Origin of the sequence: Paenibacillus qinlingensis, assembly GCF_031455095.1 — a bacterium.
GTDB lineage: Bacteria > Bacillota > Bacilli > Paenibacillales > NBRC-103111 > Paenibacillus_E > Paenibacillus_E qinlingensis_A.
On record NZ_JAVDSB010000009.1, the window covers coordinates 69,207 to 88,756 of the forward strand.

Annotated in this window: 9 protein-coding genes; 6 read left to right on the forward strand and 3 right to left on the reverse strand. The window is 44.7% G+C overall.

What is annotated here, in order from left to right:
- Positions 1 to 10 precede the first annotated feature (10 nt).
- Positions 11 to 6,199: a polysaccharide lyase family 8 super-sandwich domain-containing protein gene (locus J2736_RS21495; protein WP_310500644.1), complete on the forward strand. Its 6,189-nt coding sequence runs from the start codon at positions 11 to 13 to the stop codon at positions 6,197 to 6,199.
- Between the two features lie 72 nt (positions 6,200 to 6,271).
- On the opposite strand, the gene J2736_RS21500 is transcribed toward J2736_RS21495, so the two are convergent.
- Positions 6,272 to 6,571, reverse strand: coding sequence for a MazG-like family protein (locus J2736_RS21500; RefSeq protein WP_310500645.1), 300 nt, complete (start codon positions 6,569 to 6,571; stop codon positions 6,272 to 6,274).
- Between the two features lie 167 nt (positions 6,572 to 6,738).
- Between J2736_RS21500 and J2736_RS21505 the strand changes: the two genes are divergently transcribed.
- Positions 6,739 to 7,230: a hypothetical protein gene (locus J2736_RS21505; RefSeq protein WP_310500646.1), complete on the forward strand. Its 492-nt coding sequence runs from the start codon at positions 6,739 to 6,741 to the stop codon at positions 7,228 to 7,230.
- A 957-nt stretch (positions 7,231 to 8,187) separates the two neighbouring features.
- Positions 8,188 to 12,318: a carbohydrate-binding protein gene (locus tag J2736_RS21510; protein ID WP_310500647.1), complete on the forward strand. Its 4,131-nt coding sequence runs from the start codon at positions 8,188 to 8,190 to the stop codon at positions 12,316 to 12,318.
- A gap of 64 nt (positions 12,319 to 12,382) precedes the next feature.
- On the opposite strand, the gene J2736_RS21515 is transcribed toward J2736_RS21510, so the two are convergent.
- Positions 12,383 to 14,158, reverse strand: a complete 1,776-nt coding sequence (locus J2736_RS21515) for a cache domain-containing sensor histidine kinase (protein ID WP_310500648.1) — start codon at positions 14,156 to 14,158, stop codon at positions 12,383 to 12,385.
- Positions 14,155 to 15,693: a response regulator transcription factor gene (locus J2736_RS21520; protein ID WP_310500649.1), complete on the reverse strand. Its 1,539-nt coding sequence runs from the start codon at positions 15,691 to 15,693 to the stop codon at positions 14,155 to 14,157. Before J2736_RS21520 ends, J2736_RS21515 begins: the two co-directional genes overlap by 4 nt.
- Before the next feature lie 250 nt (positions 15,694 to 15,943).
- Here J2736_RS21520 and J2736_RS21525 point away from each other — a divergent pair, with 250 nt between their 5' ends.
- From J2736_RS21525 to J2736_RS21535, 3 genes are all read left to right on the forward strand, one after another.
- Positions 15,944 to 16,846, forward strand: a complete 903-nt coding sequence (locus J2736_RS21525) for an ABC transporter permease (protein ID WP_310500650.1) — start codon at positions 15,944 to 15,946, stop codon at positions 16,844 to 16,846.
- Positions 16,847 to 16,876: 30 nt separating this feature from the next.
- Positions 16,877 to 17,767, forward strand: a complete 891-nt coding sequence (locus tag J2736_RS21530) for a carbohydrate ABC transporter permease (protein WP_310500651.1) — start codon at positions 16,877 to 16,879, stop codon at positions 17,765 to 17,767.
- 123 nt (positions 17,768 to 17,890) lie between these two features.
- Positions 17,891 to 19,507, forward strand: a complete 1,617-nt coding sequence (locus J2736_RS21535) for an extracellular solute-binding protein (protein ID WP_310500652.1) — start codon at positions 17,891 to 17,893, stop codon at positions 19,505 to 19,507.
- The last annotated feature ends 43 nt before the right edge of the window (positions 19,508 to 19,550 follow it).

Consider the following 19,550-nt stretch of genomic DNA (forward strand, 5'->3'; position numbering starts at 1 on the left):
AGGAGTTTAGATGATAAGTAAGGTCAAGAAGTGTTTGACAGTCGGGTTAGCTTTGGCGCTCGTGAGTCAATTGTTTAGCGGACTCAGCGTGCCGTTCGCTCATGCATCCGAACAATCCTACACGGTCATGAATGTTCAAGATAATTTTGTCAGGAAGACCCCGCCTAGCCCCGTGAATCCCGATTACAGCAATTTGCCAAATGGCGGAGAAGCGAGCAAAGCAGGTTATTTGAATGTGAAGGAAACGAATACAACATCGCCTAGGGAGGCATATTTACAGTTCGATCTCACTAATTATCCGGAGCATATTACATCGGCAGAACTGTTCTTGTTTGGCAAGAATAGTGAAAGCGCAACCAATACGGTGACCGCCAAGGTCTATGGGGTAGATACGCCAACAGGTGACAGTTGGAGCGAGAGCGCCTTGACATGGAATTCGAAGCCAGGACCAGGAGGGAATCTAATTGGTTCTATGATATTTCCAAGCAGTACTGCGGCTGGGTGGCGCAGTTTGGATGTGACCTCCTTTATTCAGAGTCAACTTACTACGGATAAAAAGGCAACCTTTGCTCTGACAGGCTCGAATGCCTTGATTAAGATTGAATCGCGTACCACAACCATTGAGGATACGCCTGGACATAAAGCTAAGCCGTATTTGGTTATCCACGGCACCCCTTCTTTGAAAGCGGTATCAGTAGTCGCTGACCACACTTCGTTAGGTTTGGGACAATCAGCTAATCTGACGATATCAGGGACGATGGACACGAATACGCCTGCTGTTTTATCCAGTGCCACCGTCACGTATACGAGCGATAGTACTCATTTTGTCATTGACGACGCTACGATCGGCGTTGCAAGAGCAGTATCGAGTGGGAGCGCGACGATCACAGCCTCCGTTACGCTAGAAGGCGTAACAAGATCCGCAAGCGTATTGCTAACGGCAGATGGCATCGCACCTGCAGAAGTCTCCAATGTATCGGGCGGATTAAGGAATGGTGAGTATGCGTTGTCCTGGTCCGATCCTGGGGATGTTGATTATGCCGGCGTTAACATCTATGAGGGGACGACGCTTCTAGGGACGGTAGCGAAAGGCATCGGTACCTTTCAAGCGCCTCACCTCAACGCAGGGGAGTCTTATACGTTTACGATTAAGACAAGAGACTTGGCGGGCAATCTCTCATCGGGAATCCCGTTTACCTTCGTATACGAGCAGCCGAATGTCCTTAAAGAAGTGGTCCTATCGCCAAGCACAGATACGATAAAACCAGGACAGTCGGTTGTGTTTTCCATAAGTGCTACAAGGAAGAATGGGGAAACGGCTGATTTAACCCAAGCAGCGATTACATATGTCAGTAATAGTGAAAGTATTGCTTTGGGCAGCGGAGGCACGAATGTCGCGAATGCGGTTTATGCTGGTTCAGCGAGAGTCAAAGCGATCGTCACGTTGGACGGCGTAACGAGGGAATCGGCGTCTGTCTTGGTTCGAGTGTACCCAACTGCTCAGGATGCGTACGATACCTTGAGAATCAAGTATGCCAAGAAGATGAGCGGCTACGATCCGGACAATTCCTATGATGTGAATGATCCCGATATTCAACAGATTATTCAAACGCTGGATGCTGACACTAAGAACCTTTGGGAATCTATGAATAAAACGACCTACACGTGGTTGGATTTGACGTCGACGACCAAGTCGGTTGAATTAAGCACAATGTCCTCCAGATTAAGAACGATGGCTAAAGCATGGGCGACCTATGGCTCTGCTTATTACCAAGAAGAGGCACTGCTGTACGACATGCTGGAGAGCTGGAACCAGTTTTATCTGCTTCGCTATAACGAAAATAAAAGCCAATATGATAATTGGTTTGACTGGCTGGTTAATGTGCCGAACAATATCAATGATTCTATGATTTTGCTCTACGAAACGATTCCTTATAGTGCACATCCCGATTTGATCACGAAATTAAATAGAGCGATTGATAAGTTCAATCCTACGGTCACTCGTACCGGCGCTAATCGGGTTTTTGTCAGCAAGGTTATGATTCTAAGAGGGATTACTGGTAAGCAAAGCAGCCGCATTCAAGCAGGCTCCGATGGATTGACGGAGGTTTTCCCGAATGTCATGGCTGGGGATGGCTTTTATGAGGATGGTTCATTCATCCAACATGACTATTTCCCTTATGCAGGTGCATACGGAAAAGCACTTCTCCAGGATTTCACCGATACTCTATGGCTGGTTAGTGGTAGTGAGTGGGACAATGAGGACTCGCAGAAGGCGAATATTTTCGACTGGTACTTTGAAGCGTTCGAGCCCAATCTGTACAAAGGGCAAATGATTAACGCGATTGACGGCAGGGAAATATCCCGTGAGTACACGTTTGGCGGGTATGCTGTCCTGAATGCGCTATTGACGCAAGTTGAATTGGCTGGCAATCCGTATGTTGAGAAGCAAAAAAGTGCGATCAAATATCATATTGAGAACGCCAATGTTCGAGCATTTCTAAGTAACGCGAACATCTGGAATATGCAAAAAGCAAAGAGCATTCTTAATGACGAGACGGTCGAGGCTTATACGCCACCAGCAGGCAACTTCCTTTTCTACAATCAGGATAATGTCGTTCACCGAGGAGAAGACTGGTTGTATAGCATTTCGATGCACTCCGATCGCATGGCTAACTATGAAACAGTTAGCAATGAGAATTTGAAGGGCTGGTATGAGGCGGACGGCATGACACAGCTGTATCTAGATCCATTGGATTATTTAGCCCTGTTCTGGACAACGGCTGATTCAAGCCGATTGCCTGGCATTACTGTCGATCGGGATGTGAATCGCCCCGCATCCACATCCGCGAATCGGCCTTATGTGGATGTCAGCAAGTTCGCTGGTGACGGCGAGTTAATGGAGACCAGCTGGACTGGCGGTGTCTCGTTGGACCGTACGTACGGGACAGCCGGTATGGACTTCAAACAACATGATTATGGGGATATGGATGTATCAGCGAAGAAGTCATGGTTTATGTTTGATGATGAGATCGTTGCACTTGGCGCAGGAATCAATAGCACTTCCGATCGACCCATCGAGACGATTGTGGAGAATCGCCCGTTGAATGCCAATGGGGATAATGTCCTTACCGTTGATGGCAGCGTGGATCTTTCACCTATGGGCCAACAAGTTACAAAAGAAGGTACACATTGGATACATCTAGACGGCACAGGAGGCTATGTCTTTCCTAACGTCGCGAATGTAGAGATGCTGCGAGAAGAAAGGGAAGGTAAATCGAAAACGATTAACGAGAAGTTTTTCTTTCCGGGCGATGATGAATTCAATAGCACCAATCGAGCTGCGAATTGGGGATGGATCCGAGAGAATCAGACGCACAATGCGCTAACGGGCACGAAGTTGCAGATCAAATCACAGCAGGGGAGCTTAAGGGGGAACGCAAATTCTACGTTCAATCTGTTCCAGACTGCAGCGCCTAAGGAAGATTTTTTTGTAACCACTTCTCTGGATATTGCACCTACACAGCCAGGGCAGGAAGCGGGGCTTTTGATTCGAAAAGATGACGATAACTACGTGTCGCTGTCAAAGGGAATGACCTCGCAAGGCAGCCGAATTATCGCTGTCAATGAAGTTGACGGGGTCTCCCAAGTGGTTGATTTCCCTCTTAACCTGACAGGAGACGTCTTTTTGAAAATCGATAAGAGCAATGACCGCTATTCGGTATACGCCAGCAGCAGCGAAACAGCTTGGGGAACGCCACTGTATACGTTCACCAACGCTATGGCAGGTACAGATCGGCTTAATATGGGGCTGAAAATGGGACTCTTTGCACAAAGTGGTACAGAGACCAACACAGAAGTGACGGCCAGCTTTGATTTCTTCCATCTCTGGCATACGCGGAACTATATGACGCTCTGGATGCCGCATGGGATCGCACCGCAGGAGGCCGACTATAGCTACATCCAACTGCCTAAGAAGGATGCTGCTGCGGTTGCTGCTTACAGTGCAAATCCGGACGTAGTAGTACTGTCCAATACGCCGGAAATTCAAGCAGTAAAAGACAGCACACTGGACATCACGGGTATCAATTTCTGGAAGAGAGGCACGATGGATCATGTAAAGGCCAATCATTCTTCGTCCGTGATGCTGAAGGAAACCAATGAACAATTAGCGTTGGCTGTCTCCGATCCGACGCAGAAACAGGATAGAATCAGCTTTGAGATTAAGAAGCAGGGGACGGAAGTGATTAGTAAGGACAGTACAATCACTGTACTTCAGCTATCACCGACCATCAAGTTCGAAGTGGACACGACCGCCGACCCTGGAAAAACGCATGTAATCACCTTCGGTTATGATGATGCTGTTGCTGTGGAGCACTTTTCAGTTCCGTCGCTGGCTTCGACTTCTTTTGCAACAAGCTTAATCGTTGTAGGAGCGGGTACTACTGCCGCACCGGCATTGACGGCAACGTTAGACGATCAAGGGGCTGCGGTGCTTAGCCCGACGAGTGTGTTATTCTACAGCAGCAACGAACAAGTGGCGACCGTGGATAGCGCAGGGAGCGTTACGGGAATCAGTCCAGGAACTGCGGAGATTACCTCTGTGGTTACCGTAGGCGGTATTAGTAAGACTGCGACCTTACAGGTTTTGGTGCCATCCGCTAACCCGACCGTGATTACAAAGCTTACGAGCAAAGATACGTTCGTTCGATCCGGCATGTATCAGGAAGATGCCTATGGCAACGATACCAAACTGAATGTGAAAAATGCAGGCGGCGATGATTATCGTGAGGCTTACTTCTCATTTGATTTAAGTGGCATTGCTGGCGAGATTGCATCTGTCAAATTCCATGCCACTGGAAAAGTGGATGATTCCAGCGGTACCTTTGTCGATACGGTACTGAAACCAGTGCTGAGTGATTGGGAGGAAGGAACGGTTCATTATGCGAGTAAACCAGCGCTTGGAAAGGCCATTACCGAGGCAACTCGGTATACGAACGTAGAAGCCGATAAGAGCTTCGATATTACCAAATATACGAAGGAAAGGTTAAAAACCAGTACCACGCTTGATCTGGCGCTTGTTGAGGAGGTACTCGTAGGGCGAAAAATCTATGTATACGCCAGTGAGAATACGAATAAGCAGCCTTATCTTGAAGTGGTTGTGCATGCTTTTAATAACGCAATTCAAAATTCTGTAGTCAATCCTACCTTGGCAGTATTTGATAAAAATAGCAACAGCACCGAATTTAAAGATAGTAGTGTCTCGCTATCGTTGAATGGTAACCTACTTGAGGGGATAAGTAATGGAAGTGTAGCGCTTGCTAAAGGAACAGACTATACGGTGCTTGGTAATCAAATTACGTTGAAAAAAGCTTATCTCATGGCGCAAGCTGTAGGTTCTTTATCGCTGAACTTCCAATTCAGTGCAGGAACGAATGCAATGCTAGCTGTTGACATTATGGATACAACACCCCCGTCTAGTATTGACGGGGGAGATTCCGATGAGCAAAGCGAAGACAGGGAGGAAGAAAGTGTGGGTCCAACCAAGTCAGATACTCAGTCAGCTTCCTCTACACCTACACGTACCATGTTGCGTAATGGCAACAGTATATACGCGATCGCCGAGTCACATAAAACCTTCTCGGATCTTGTGGAGCACTGGGCAAGAACGGATATTGAGCTGCTAGCCTCCAAACAAATCGTGCATGGTGTCACCAAGATGAATTTTGCGCCAGAACGGAGCATGACTCGAGCTGAATTCGTGGCGCTATTGATACGGGGACTCGGTCTTCCGGAGGAGCTCAAAGCGACTCACTTCACAGATATTACTCGTGAGGATTGGTTCGCTGGGGCGATCGGTGCCGCTGTGAAGGCAGGTCTGATCGACGGTTATGTTGATGGTACGTTTCAGCCTGAAGGAACGATAACGCGTGAACAGATGGCCGTCCTGATCGTTAGAGCTATGAGGATTGTTCGGGGAACGGAACAAGCAGCTGTTACCCTAGCGCAGGCTCTATCTCGATTCAGCGATCGAAATGCCATTTCCGACTGGGCGGCCGCAGCAGTTGATGAGGCTGTAGCTACGAATATTTTGAGCGGAGTGTCGGATACAGAATTTGAACCTTTAGCAGAGGCCACCCGAGCTCAAGCAACTGTCATACTGAAGCGAATGCTGCAGCAGCTGAATTTTATCAACTAAAGCTACTTGGAGGGTAGGAAAAATGCTCATCCCCTTGCTCAACTGAGCAGGTGGATGAGCGTTTTTTTGACTCTACCAAGTGCGATCCTTATTTATTTCCATTTTCATCGCAAAGGCCTTTTCAAGGTTGATTTCCAATTTATTGGCGAGATCACAGATATTCCATACCACATCGTACATTTCTAAACCGAGGTTCTTTTTAATATCTTCTTTGTTTTCGTGGTCCGGATGATAGGAAAGATGCAGCAGTTCCTTGACCATCTCACCTACTTCGGTCACCAGATATAGTGCTCTTTGTTCCACAGTGGACGAATCGAAGCCCTTCTCGATACTGAATTGTTGAATATGCTTTTGCATGTCAGATATGTGCATAATGGTATTCCCCTTGTTTAAAATGAGTGAAATAAAGTTGTTAGAATAAGTATAGAGATAAACTAAGTATTTTACAAAATATAATTGTTTAATTATGGAACTATTGTAAAAAAGGGACGTCTAACTGTCATGGAGCGATTGTTAAATGCGAGACAGAAGGAGAGCAAATGATTAAGATGAATCAATTATCGCAAAAGTTAGTCGTACTATTTCTATTGGTAATCCTCATAGTTGGATGTACAAAACCGCAAATAATTAATAAGAATGACTATTTGGACATATACAAAGTTGCTTTCAAAACGATTTTTGATCAAGATGCCAATTTTTATAATAATTCCAAGATGACATATGTATTAGTGAAAACAGATAATTTAGAACTCAACACGGATGAAAAAATAGCGTTATTAAATTACGTAAAGGAAATTACTAAAGTTGATGTGGGGGAAGGGAAGTATTCGAATATAGAGACCAATTTAGCGAAAAATATATTTGGTGGGATGGCAATTGAATTGGAGAACATCGTTTTCAAAAAAGATGGAAAAGTAATCTTAACTAGCAGGAAGACGTTCCTAGGATCCATCCAACTAAGACAAACCATTGAGAAAAATGATGACGTCTGGATGACAAGTAACAAAGATAAAATAGTGAAATCTAAATGAGGGAGACAGCGCGATGTATATTCGGCGAAATGTATTTATTTTATTTTTTGTTACTCTAATGACAGTTTTACTCGGGTGCTCTAATCATTCGACTCCGTCAAATAGTACCGAACCTCCAGTACTAACAACTGAGATACGAAAAATAACGTTGTCTCAATTGAAGCAAATAACAAAGGACATGTCGTACAAAGAATTAATACACAAACTAGGCAACACCAAGGATATTGGTTCTGGCATATCAATCTTTAGATATAAATTTGCAAATGGTAAATTCCTTGATATTAACATGTTTGAACATGATCTTGATGCGATGATTAATGAGGATGTCTACCAGCATATTCAAAATGTGTTAAAGATTAAGTGATAAGCAGCGCTGGTAGTGGCGCGAGTGATCTCGGTTTAAATGAAATTCTGTTGTATCTACAACAGAAAAGCAGGGCACCTGGAGTGCACTGGGGTAGAGCAAATACTGTTGTAGATACAACAGAAAAGTAGAGTACCTGGAGTGTACTTGGGTAGAAGAAATTCTGTTGTAGATACAACAGAAAAGCAGGGCACCTGAAGTGCTCTGGGGTAGAAGAAATTCTGTTGTATCTACAACAGAAAAGTAAGGCACCTGAAGTGCACTGGGGTAGAAGGAATTCTGTTGTATATACATCAGAAAACTAGGGTACCTGAAGTGTACTTGGGTAGAAGAAATTCTGTTGTAGATACAACAGAAAAGCATTATATCGAAGGACTAGTCAGAGCATCAACAATAGAAACGCGGAAATGCAAAAAAAACAAACACCGTTCAACTTATGAATGAATAGGTTGCGCGGTGTTTTTTAGTAATTTTGCAATCTACAAAGTCTGTTAGATAACGGTATGTTTCTGAAAATAATCGCGTAGAGATCTCTCTGATTTCCTTCCTATAATAGACATGAATGAAAATTTCATTGTACAAGGAGAGATGTTATGAGGGATAGGATTGCGATATGGCTAGTTGTGTTCATGCTTTTATTAGTGGCGCTGCCAGCCAACGCGGGCATGGGCGTTCAAACTGCGTATGCGGAAGGTCAGAGCTACGAAGCTGAAGCAGCGGGTAATCTTTTAGCTGGAAACGCATCAATAGCCGATTGTACCGGATGCTCTGGTGGTAAGAAGGTAGGTGGACTCTATCAAGGAAGTTCGCTCCAATTCAACGGTATTACCGTGAACGAAGCTGGAAGCTACAAGATGTCGGTTTCTTATATATCCGGCGATCCTCGTTCGGTGAACATCCGTGTAAATGGAGGGAGCGTGGAAAATTACGATTTTCCGAAAACGGCGGATTGGAGCACGGTTGGCACTTTTGATATTACGCTGCAACTGAATGCCGGTACGAATGTGATCGTATTTGACGACGGCAATTGGTATGCACCGGATATTGACAAAGTGGTAATCAATCCTGCAGGTACGCAGAATCCTGGAGATGGTGGCGGAGGCGACCCACCACCAGTATTCGCTCAGCATTACGAGGCAGAGTCTGTGCTCAATGTGCTAACGGGCAAAGCTTCCATATCGAATTGCGGTTCGTGTTCAGGAGGCAAGAAAGTCGGTAATGTATATCAAGGAAGCGCGTTGCAATTCAATCAGATCCAAGTGAATGCTACCGGTATCTACACGGTGAAGCTTTCTTATATTTCCGGAGATCCTAGGTCTGTTCAAATCAGTGCAAATGGAGGCTCGTCCGAGCTATATGATCTGCCCAAAACGGCGGATTGGAATACGGTCGGCACGTATGACGTCGATCTTTCTTTACAGGCGGGCAGCAATACAATCCTTTTATCCGATGGCAATTCGTACTCCCCTGATATCGATAAGATTTCTGTTTCTCCCAAAAGCTTAACCTATGAAGCAGAAGCTTCTACGAACACACTCGGTGGCAAAGCAAGTATTGCCAATTGCAGCAGTTGCTCGGAAGGTAAGAAAGTCGGCAACTTATATCAAGGCAGCTCCTTGCAATTTAATGGGGTTGAAGTGGCTTCAGCAGGGAATTATCAAGTAACCGTATCTTATATATCTGGCGATCCTCGCGCTGTACAAGTCAGTGCAAATGGTGGATCTGCAGAGACGTATGATTTTCCCAAAACACCTGACTGGAACACGGTGAATACGTATGTGATTCCTTTGGCTTTAGTGGCTGGCAGCAATACAATTCAGTTCGCTGACGGCAACGGATACTCCCCTGATCTGGATAAAATTGTTGTTGGCCCGAAGCTGGTACAGAATCCTGGCGATGACGATAACGTCGACAGCTCTCTTGGCGTACCCGGCGAGTCGAAACAATACGGTGCCATCACCGTAACGCGTTATACGTATGGTGCTACTTTTTCGAACGGTGATACGACCATTACGTACCATACAGATAGCGGCATGGCAGATTATACATGGAAGGATGCCAAAATTGTAAAGGGCGTATACGGCAGTCTACAACTGGATGAACTCATCACCAATAAAAGTTATCCACAGCATACCTTATCCGACGCAGCGATCGTGCCTGTTCATGACGGTTTTGGTGCAGGTCTTCGTTTCACCGTCATTAACGAAGCGCCTGGTAAACCTACGCTTCATCAAATCTATACCTTGTATGAAGGGAAGAACTTCTTTCTGACTCAGTTAAAAGCGGTAAATACCGCATCCATGACGACAAATACCATAGCTCCTATCGTTGTGAACAATACGGGCGGTGTGGACATTGGCAGTTATGCGGATAACCGAGCCCTATTTGTCCCTTTTGATAATGATAATTGGATTCGGTATAAGGCTCAATCGATCAACACGTCGAACACTGGTTATGAAGTAACGGCAATTTACAATAACGCAAATCGGAATGGACTTGTGATCGGCTCCGCTACGCATGATACGTGGAAGACGGGTATTTCCTGGAACGGGTCTAACAATAAATTGAGTAACCTCACGGTGTATGGCGGAGCATCGTCCAACATTACACACGACACGGTGCCCCACGGAAGTATCACGGGTATGGAAGTAACATCACCAACGATGTTTGTCGGTTATTTTGCCGATTACCGTGACGGTCTCGAGGAATACGGGCGCGCGAACGCCGTGTTTGCTCCGCCATTAAGCTTCCAGGGCACTGTTGCCCAAGAAGTTCCGGTAGGCTGGAATAGCTGGGGAGCCTACGGCAGCGATCTCACTTATCAAGATGTTATCGATACGTCGAACTACTTCAAGGAGCACTTGCAGAATCAATCTTTTAACAACAAGGGGTCACTCTACATTAACTTAGACTCCTATTGGGACAATTTAACGGATACGCAGTTGCGTAATGCGGTGACAACCATTCATCAAAATGGTCAGCAAGCCGGTATATATTGGGGACCCTTTGTCTACTGGGGCACGAATATGAGTCAGGTGGTTGAGGGGACGAACAATCAATATACATACGGTGACATCGTATTGAGGGATAGTTCAGGCAATATTTTGCCTACGCTGGATGGCGCTTATGCACTTGATCCAACTCATCCGGGCACGAAGGCACGAATGGATTATTTTTTGGGTAAATTTAAGAGTTTAGGCTTCACGTATATTAAACTGGATTTCTTAACACACGGTTCTTTGGAAGGCAAGCATGCTGATCCGACGGTGACCACCGGTATTCAAGCGTATAATCAAGGGATGGCGTACGTGAATCATGTCATTAATGGCAGCATGTTCATTAGCGAGTCGATTGCGCCGTTATTCCCTAGTCAATATGCGCACAGCCGTCGAATATCTTGTGATGTGTATGGCAAAATCAGTGAAACCGAGTACGAGCTGAACTCGCTCACTTATGGTTGGTGGCAGAATGGCACGATTTACCCCTACACAGACCCAGATCATATGTCATTGTCGCGAGCAAGCTCCATGGACGAGGCGCGCAGCAGAGTTAATTCCGCCGTTATTTCGGGCACGGTGTTCTTGAATTCGGATGATGTTCATAATGAGACGGCTCAAGCCTACATGAATGAATTGTTGACGAACAAGGCAGTCAACCAAGTCGCTTTACTAGGAAAAGCATTCCAAGCAGTGGAAGGGAATACGGGTGCAAATGCAGCCGAGACTTTCGTGCTGAATCACAATGGCTCTTACTACGTGGCTGTCTTCAATTATAGCGGAGCTTCCGCTTCGACGAAGTCCATCGATTTGGCGCGTGCTGGCTTGAATGGTGTCAGTAACTATCTACGAACGGATCTTTGGACAGGAGCCGAGGATAAGGTGAGCGGTATGCTGAATGTAACCCTGAAGCCCGCTGAATCTAAACTATTTAAGCTTCAGCTAGATACCGTACCTCCTACGACAAACGTCATCTTGGACGGAATCAGTGGTTCCAATACCATTACCAATAAAGATATTAAGATGACTTTCAGCGCAGTAGATCAACCGGGAGGCTCTGGCATACTGCTGACTGAATACCAGCTCAATGGTGGAGATTGGGTAACGGTTAATGGACCTGTGACGCTTTCTACAGAAGGTGCTTACAGCATTCAATATCGTTCGAAGGATCGATACGGCAATGTCGAGGCAGCCAAGCAAGTGAGGGCAGGCATCGATCGCACAGCACCCGCTGTCCGAATCAATGGTCCATTAACCATTTGGCAGACAGACTCTTTGAACTTGTCGGTTCAGATAACGGATTCGCTAAGCGGCCTAGGTCATAGCACGATTCAACTGGATAAGAAAACCACGGGCAATCCCATTCAAGCTGCCCCTGCAACATTAGCCCTTGGCAACCATCTCATCGAGATCATGGGAACGGATCTGGCCGGCAATGTGACGGCGAATACGTATACGCTGCAAGTACAGATGGATACTAGTCATTTCTTGGATCTCATCAATATCGGTGTTGCGAATGGTTCAATTACCATTTCAGACAAGGGCAAGGAGTTGCTTGCCAAAGTGGATGCGATTATTCGCAGTCATAATAAAGAAGCGACCCTTCTGCAATTAAAAGCGCTGCGAATTTTTGTGGGAGTTGTAACCGTCGGTAAGAAGATCACCAAAGAATTCTCTGACATCCTTATTGCCGACATCGATTACTTCATCCAAAAGGCAAGTAAATAGCTATGAGAAAAAGGGGCTCTCATCAGAGCCCCTTTGTTTCATTAGTCACATTTTTCAATCATGTTTATGAATGAATACCGTGCAGCGGGATACGAATTTGCGCCTTCGTTCCGATTCCAAACTTACTGTACAGCATCACGCCGTATTCATCGCCAAAGGCTAATTTAATCCGCTGGTCAACATTCGTAATCCCATACCCCGAGATGTTATCTGTTTTATTGAGAGCACGTTCCAGTGTTTCGGCACGCATGCCCATCCCGTCATCGATTACTTCCAGATAAATATCGTAATCATCTCTGTATACTTTAATGATAATATTAAGGCCGACTTCGTCGTCCCACACGGCATGATTGATGGCATTTTCGACAAATGGCTGTAAGGCTAGTTTGACGGTCTGATAAACCAGTACAGAATCATCAATGTCATAATGGAGTCGCAGCAACCCTTCAAACCTATGCTGTTGGATGGCAATGTAATATTTGGTGAGCTTGATTTCTTCACTAATGGGCAATATCATTTTTCCTTTATTTAATGAAATTCGGTAAAACTTAGCGAGGTGTGAGACCATTTCGTTAATTCTATTATCCCCATGCTTAATAGCTAAAGATGAGATAGAAGCCAACGTGTTATATAAAAAGTGTGGGTTAATTTGCGCTTGCAGCATGTTCATTTCCGCTTCTTTTTTGGCAATTTCCTTCTTGTAGACCTCATTGATTAATTCTTTGAGGCGCCCTGTCATCTTGTGAAAGGCAAAGGATAGCTGCCCAATTTCGTCATGCCCCATAAACGTCATATTGACATTAAAATCTTCCCGTTCAACCCGCCGGATGACTTGAAGCAGGGATTCGATACGTTTCGTGAAGAACCGTGAAGTGATATAAATTAAAACTACGGAGATCGCAATACTGCTCAAAGCCATGAGAAGAACTCGTTTGGATGCCTTTTGAGCATTCGAAATGAAGCTCTTGTAGGGGATAACGGATATCGTTTTCCAGCCATTTTTAATCGTGTTGTACACGACGAGTGACTTCTCACCATTGTACATGCTGTCGAAGCTTCCTGACTGATTCTCACGGAAAGTACCGGAGATTAAGGTATTAATATTTTGATTCAGAAGTGTTTTATTGCGGTTGGATAAAATATTGCCATTCTCATTGACGATATAAATATCTTTTTGTTTATCTTCTTTCTCCATAAGCCGATAAATGTCCGCTTCAGCAATTTCGAACGTAAGGATCCCGTAAGGAAAGTTAAGGCTGTTGTTATTGAGCAAACGTGCAAGCGTAAATACAGGTTCAGTGGTATCCGTATTTGCGGACACGCTGTAAGTCACATTACCATGAGAATTGGCGATAGATGCGTACCAATTGGTTGCTTTGGCTGCAGCATCAATGCGTTTAATATATACGCTATCCGCAGGAAATGTGGTATTGCTTATGTAGATGGATGCCGCCCGAATATCGGGATTCGTTGCTAATACATTTTTCATGACATTATTGAAGTACATGTAGGAATCTAAGTATTCTGTTTCATCTTCGGAGTAATCTTTAATTAATAGCAGACGCAGCGTATTATCCAAATAAATGGAAGCTGATATTTGTGAATAAGAATCCAGCTTTGTTTCTAAGTTTGTGTTAATTTGATCAGTCGTTGCAATCATATTGGCATAGATTTGTGTTGTTAATTCCTGTTTGGTGGTGTCATAGGAATATTTGACGAAAAACAATAACGGTAAGATGGAAACGATGCAAAAGACGGCGAATAATTTACGGTTCAAATTGAGATTAAGAAACGTTTTAGCTACCAACCCGAGTGGCCAGGGCAATCGTCGCTGCTTCATAACTGTTTTTTCCTGTATTCGTTAGGGGTCGTTCCTTTGAACTTTTGAAACACAGAGCAAAAATAGGAGACGTTCTCGTATCCAACGGATGCGGCAATCTCATGGATTTTTTTGGATTTATCTTTGAGCATCTCTCCTGCATGATGTATGCGTATACGTGTCAAATATTCCAGTATCGTTTCTCCCGTTTTTTCCTTAAATAAAGTTCGCACGTAATTGGGTGACAGATACACTTGTTTCGCGAGATCCTCAATGGTCAACTGTCTGCTGAAGCTGTTGTCGATAAGATTAGTGATTTGATGAATAATATGAAGATTCTTATCTTTGTCCTTTTCTTTCATAAGGGAGAGGATGGCATGACAGACTCCCAAAATATGATTTTCAATTTCATTAATAGTTGAATAATTCGCGATGCCTCTCCAATCGTCGACATACATGGCATTCACAGAGTCGCCTCCGATAATATTGGTAAAATGCTGCTCGATGGCTGTAATAAGGCGCAGTGAGCTTGAGCAGACCAGATCACGATCGATCTTGGACGTGCGCATTTCATGAAAGAAATCATGAATCACGGTAGAGGCAGCAGCTTCTTGTAAGTGGGAAATGGCATGACAAAGTGAAGCAATAGCCTGCTCGGGGTTCACTTCTTTGTACACCGGCTCCACAGCTTGATCAGCCCTTGTACATGTCCCCAATCCGTAATAAAATTTGCTTTCATTCGCTCGTCTGGCGCCGACATACAGTTCGTATAGGCTATCTAAGCCCATCTGTACATCGGAAATACCGATTGAAATAATCAAGTTATTGCTGTCGTTGATATAGCGAATCAGTCGTTCCGCCGCAGGGTATAGCTCGAGTGGCGCTGTATCTTGCTTGTGGCAGAGAAGCAGGAAGGTTCCTTCTTTCATTTGACAGAGAAAGGAACGAGGGATCTCCGCTTGTGTGAAATTACGGATCTGTGTAACGAGCTCCAAGCCATAATGGCTAACAGGGTCAACAGTTAAGTAAATCATTTGAAAAAGTCCGCTCGAAGGGATTGAAGATGGCAGTAAGACTAGTTTCTCAATCCATTGCGATCTAATCAGAGGACTACTTTCCTGTACGAGTTCCCTCAGATAGGATTCTTTGAGTACTTCCGAAGTCTGAGAGGATATTCGGAATTCCTCGCACTTCTGTTTCACTCTCTCCATGAGGAGTTGAAGCTCGCCCATATCAAGTGGTTTTAACAAATAGCCGATCGCTTCAACGGAAAGCGCCGCTTTAATATAGTGAAATTCATCGTGACCACTTAGGAATATGATTTGGACGTTGCGATTGATCTGCTTGGCTCGCCTGCTGAATTCCAGTCCATCCATAATAGGCATCCGGACATCCGTTAATATGATATCAGGTCGAAGTTCTTCCATGCGCTGAAGCGCTTCTCTACCGTTCTTCGCTGTGCCAGCGACACGAATACCCATGTCACCCCAACGAACGTAATCGGCGAGCATTTCGAGCTCCATTTTTTCATCGTCTACCAGCAGTATGCTGTACATTGAGAGCGCTACCACCTTTCTGAACGTTAGTTATAACACCATGTATTGTAAAACGTATAGCTCAAATAAACAATGACCTAACCCAAGGATCGTTCATTTGGAATACGTTTCGGAGGATGTTTGTATAGAATTGTGAATGGCCCGTTCCTATAATGAGAATATACAAAATGATGATGGTTGTGATCGAGCGGCTTCAGCCGTCGCAGCCTGGAAAAGGCGGGTTAACCACATGGAAGCGCAACTCAGAAGGATGAAGAGCCAAAAATACTTATACATAATGATCCTGCCGGCATTCATCTCTACCCTATTCTTCTCGTATGGTCCGATGTTCGGCTTATACATGGCGTTTATCAATTACTCGCCCGGTGGAGGTTCATTTTTTCATCAGTTTTTTACAAGTAAGTTTGTCGGTTTCGAGTGGTTTCGGTACTTCTTTAGCAGCGGTGACTTCTATATCATTATGCGAAATACGATTGCCCAAAGCTTCTTATCCCTATTAATCGGATTTCCGGCCCCCATTCTACTGGCCTTAATGATCAATGAGGTGAAGACAGGTTTATTCAAAAAAGTGATGCAAACGGTATCTTACTTACCTCACTTTATATCGTGGGTCATAGCAGCCAACATCATCATAACACTGCTGTCTTCACAAGGGTTGATTAACAAAATATTGATGCTTCTGCACTTTACAGAGCAACCCGTGCAATTTTTCCAAAATGGTCATTATTTCTGGGGAATCATTGCCGTCTCGAATATGTGGAAGGACATGGGATTTAATGCAATCATGTATTTGGCCGCAATAGCCGCTATTAATCCCGAACTATATGAAGCAGCCAGAGTTGATGGGGCCAGTCGCATGCGCCAAATGTTCCACGTAACACTCCCATCTTTGCGCCCTACGATTGTCATTCTAGCTATATTGTCAATTGGCGGGATTTTGAACGCGGGTTTCGATCAGCAGTATTTATTGCAAAATAACACGATCTTGAAATATTCGGATGTTATCGATACCTATACGTACCGTTACGGATTACAGAATGGCATGTTTTCTTATGGAGCAGCTGTAGGGTTGTTTAAATCGGTCATTGCCTTTATCCTCGTTGTCAGCGTCAATTCGCTCTCTAAACGAATGAATCAGCAATCTTTGTTCTAACTAAGAAAAGATAGAAATGGGTGGGTTTACATGAGAACAAAATCGAGAGGCGATGTTTTCTTCGCTTGGTTCGTATATGGGTTCCTCTTACTGATGTTTATCGCAACGTTCTACCCCTTCTGGAACATTCTTGTACTCTCTCTAAATAGTGCGGAGGATACAATCCGGGGTGGTGTGTATTTCTGGCCGAGGGATTTCTCGCTAACAAGCTATGCGCAGATTTTGGGCGATCAGGAAATTATTAATGGGCTCAAAGTGACAATTGCACGCACATTGATCGGCACGCCTCTCGCGGTTCTAGTTATCTGCCTGCTTTCTTATCCGCTGAGCAAACGTGATCTAGTTGGTGGGAGACCCATCACATTGTTCTTCATATTCACGATGTACTTCGGCGGCGGCTTAATTCCTTACTATATGATCTTAAAAAGTCTGCACCTTATTGATACCTTCTGGGTATACATTGCACCAGGGCTTATGAATGTCTTCTATATGATATTGGTACGCACATTTATTCAACAACTTCCTGGGGAATTAGATGAATCAGCGAAAATAGACGGTGCGAACGATTTGCAAATCTTCATTATGATCATATTGCCTTTAACAACACCAGTGCTTGCAACAATAGGTTTGTTTACGGCAATCGGCCACTGGAATTCTTGGTTCGATTCCTATGTATTCACGTATAAGCCGGAATTGAAGACTTTACAGGCGGTGCTGGTCAAAATATTGAATCAGTATCAGACGTCTTCTATGGTGTCCGATGCGCAGCAAATGGCAGATTCGGCCAAACGTCTCGCCGTATCGTCGGATTCAATCCGCATGGCGGCAACGATCGTCGCAACACTCCCGATTGTTATCGTGTATCCCTTCCTGCAGAAGTATTTTGTCAAAGGGATGACGGTTGGTGCTGTTAAAGCCTAGACCTGTATCTTATATATGAAAGGCGGTGGTTGGGAACACATTCGTTTTAATCAGGGCGATATTCCAGGAAGTCATGCATGTAGATATGTTTCAAATACATTCAGTCAAGGGGGATTTTATTTCATGTTCAAAACGAAAAAAACATTCAACGTGCTGATATCAGCGGTTCTTATGGGTTCCGTCATCGCTGGTTGTACGACCAAAGATAATACGGCTTCAACAAGTGTTAAACCAGCAGCCACAACCGATAACAAAGCAAACGATACGACACCGATAAAAATGACTTTTTTCGATAAAAATACAGGCGATGCTTTTACCAATGAAGTTGCAAAGGAAATTACGAAACGGACGGGAGTTACGATTGAAATTCAGCAGCCAACGGGCAATCCATCCGAGAAGCTCAATCTGATGCTCGCCAGCAGCGATCTACCGGATCTAGTTCTCATGGACCGCGGAGATATCGTTAGTAAGTACATCGCCGCAGGGGCGATTATTCCACTGGATGATCTCATTGCAAAATATGGTCCTAACGTGCAGAAAATGTATGGGGATACTTTGAAGAAGACGCGGTTTACGGACGGTAAAAACTACTATCTTTCTAACTGGTACGGTCCAGAGAATGAGCCTGTATTCGGCATCAATATGCGGAAGGATTGGCTGAAACAGATTGCGCCAGACAAAGCGGAAGGCGGTAAGCCGTTTACGACCGATGAATTCGAGGCTCTACTGAAAGATTTTAAAACAAAGCTGGGTAAGGTGGATGGCAAAGACGTATTCCCGATGAGCTTCAACGGTGAAAACATGGGCGCTGTGCTCGGAACGTTTAAAGGCATGTGGGGAATGCGCGTATACTACGAAGATAATGGAACACTGAAATACGATGTGAAGGACCCGAAATATAAGGACATGCTGATGTATATTAACAAGTTGTACCGTGAAGGCTTAATCGATCCGGAATGGCCTGTTAATAAGAAGCAAACGTGGGAACAAAAAATTTCCAAAGGTCTCGTATTTGCATCACCTGGCGCTTATTGGGATTTCGGTACGCCTAACGGTGTGCTGAAGAAAGAAGGCGGCATTGAGAAGCAGGTTTACCCGTATAAAATTGTAGGACCAGGCGTTGACCCTGCCAAAACAACCTTAGGGCCAAAAAGCTCGCTTGGTTGGGATGCAATTGCCATTACAAAGACGAATAAAAACCCTGAAAGAACGATGAAACTCATTGACTTCCTAGCTAGCGAAGAAGGCCAATACCTTTTGATGTGGGGAATTGAGGGTGTGCACTGGGATAAGAAGGACGGCAAACATACACCGCGTCCGGAAGTGCTTCAAGGTTTCAAAGACGATTGGGATAACTACGCGAAGAAAACAGGTATCCGCAAATGGACTTGGTTCGTGAAGAACGGTAAAGGCTCCGATGGCACGCCGTATGATTTGCCGGGACGTTATTCACGTAACGAGATCGACCAGATGGCACTGAAGAACTTGTCCGATACGGTGTGGGAAACAGCGGCTTATGATAATCTTGGCCCTGCAGGCGGCACCCCAGATGCGCTCGTCAGTCAGAAAATTTCAGATATCATGAGTCAGACCATTACGAAAGTGATCATTTCCAAGACAGAAGCGGATGCAGCTGCTCTGTTCGATAAAATGCTTGCCGATATGAAAGCAGCTGGCGATGAGAAAGTGGAGAAAATCATAAACGAGAATTACAAGAAACGCATGGATCTTTGGAAATAAGAGACGAATTAGGAAGCCGAGGGATTGCTCTGGCTTCCTTCTT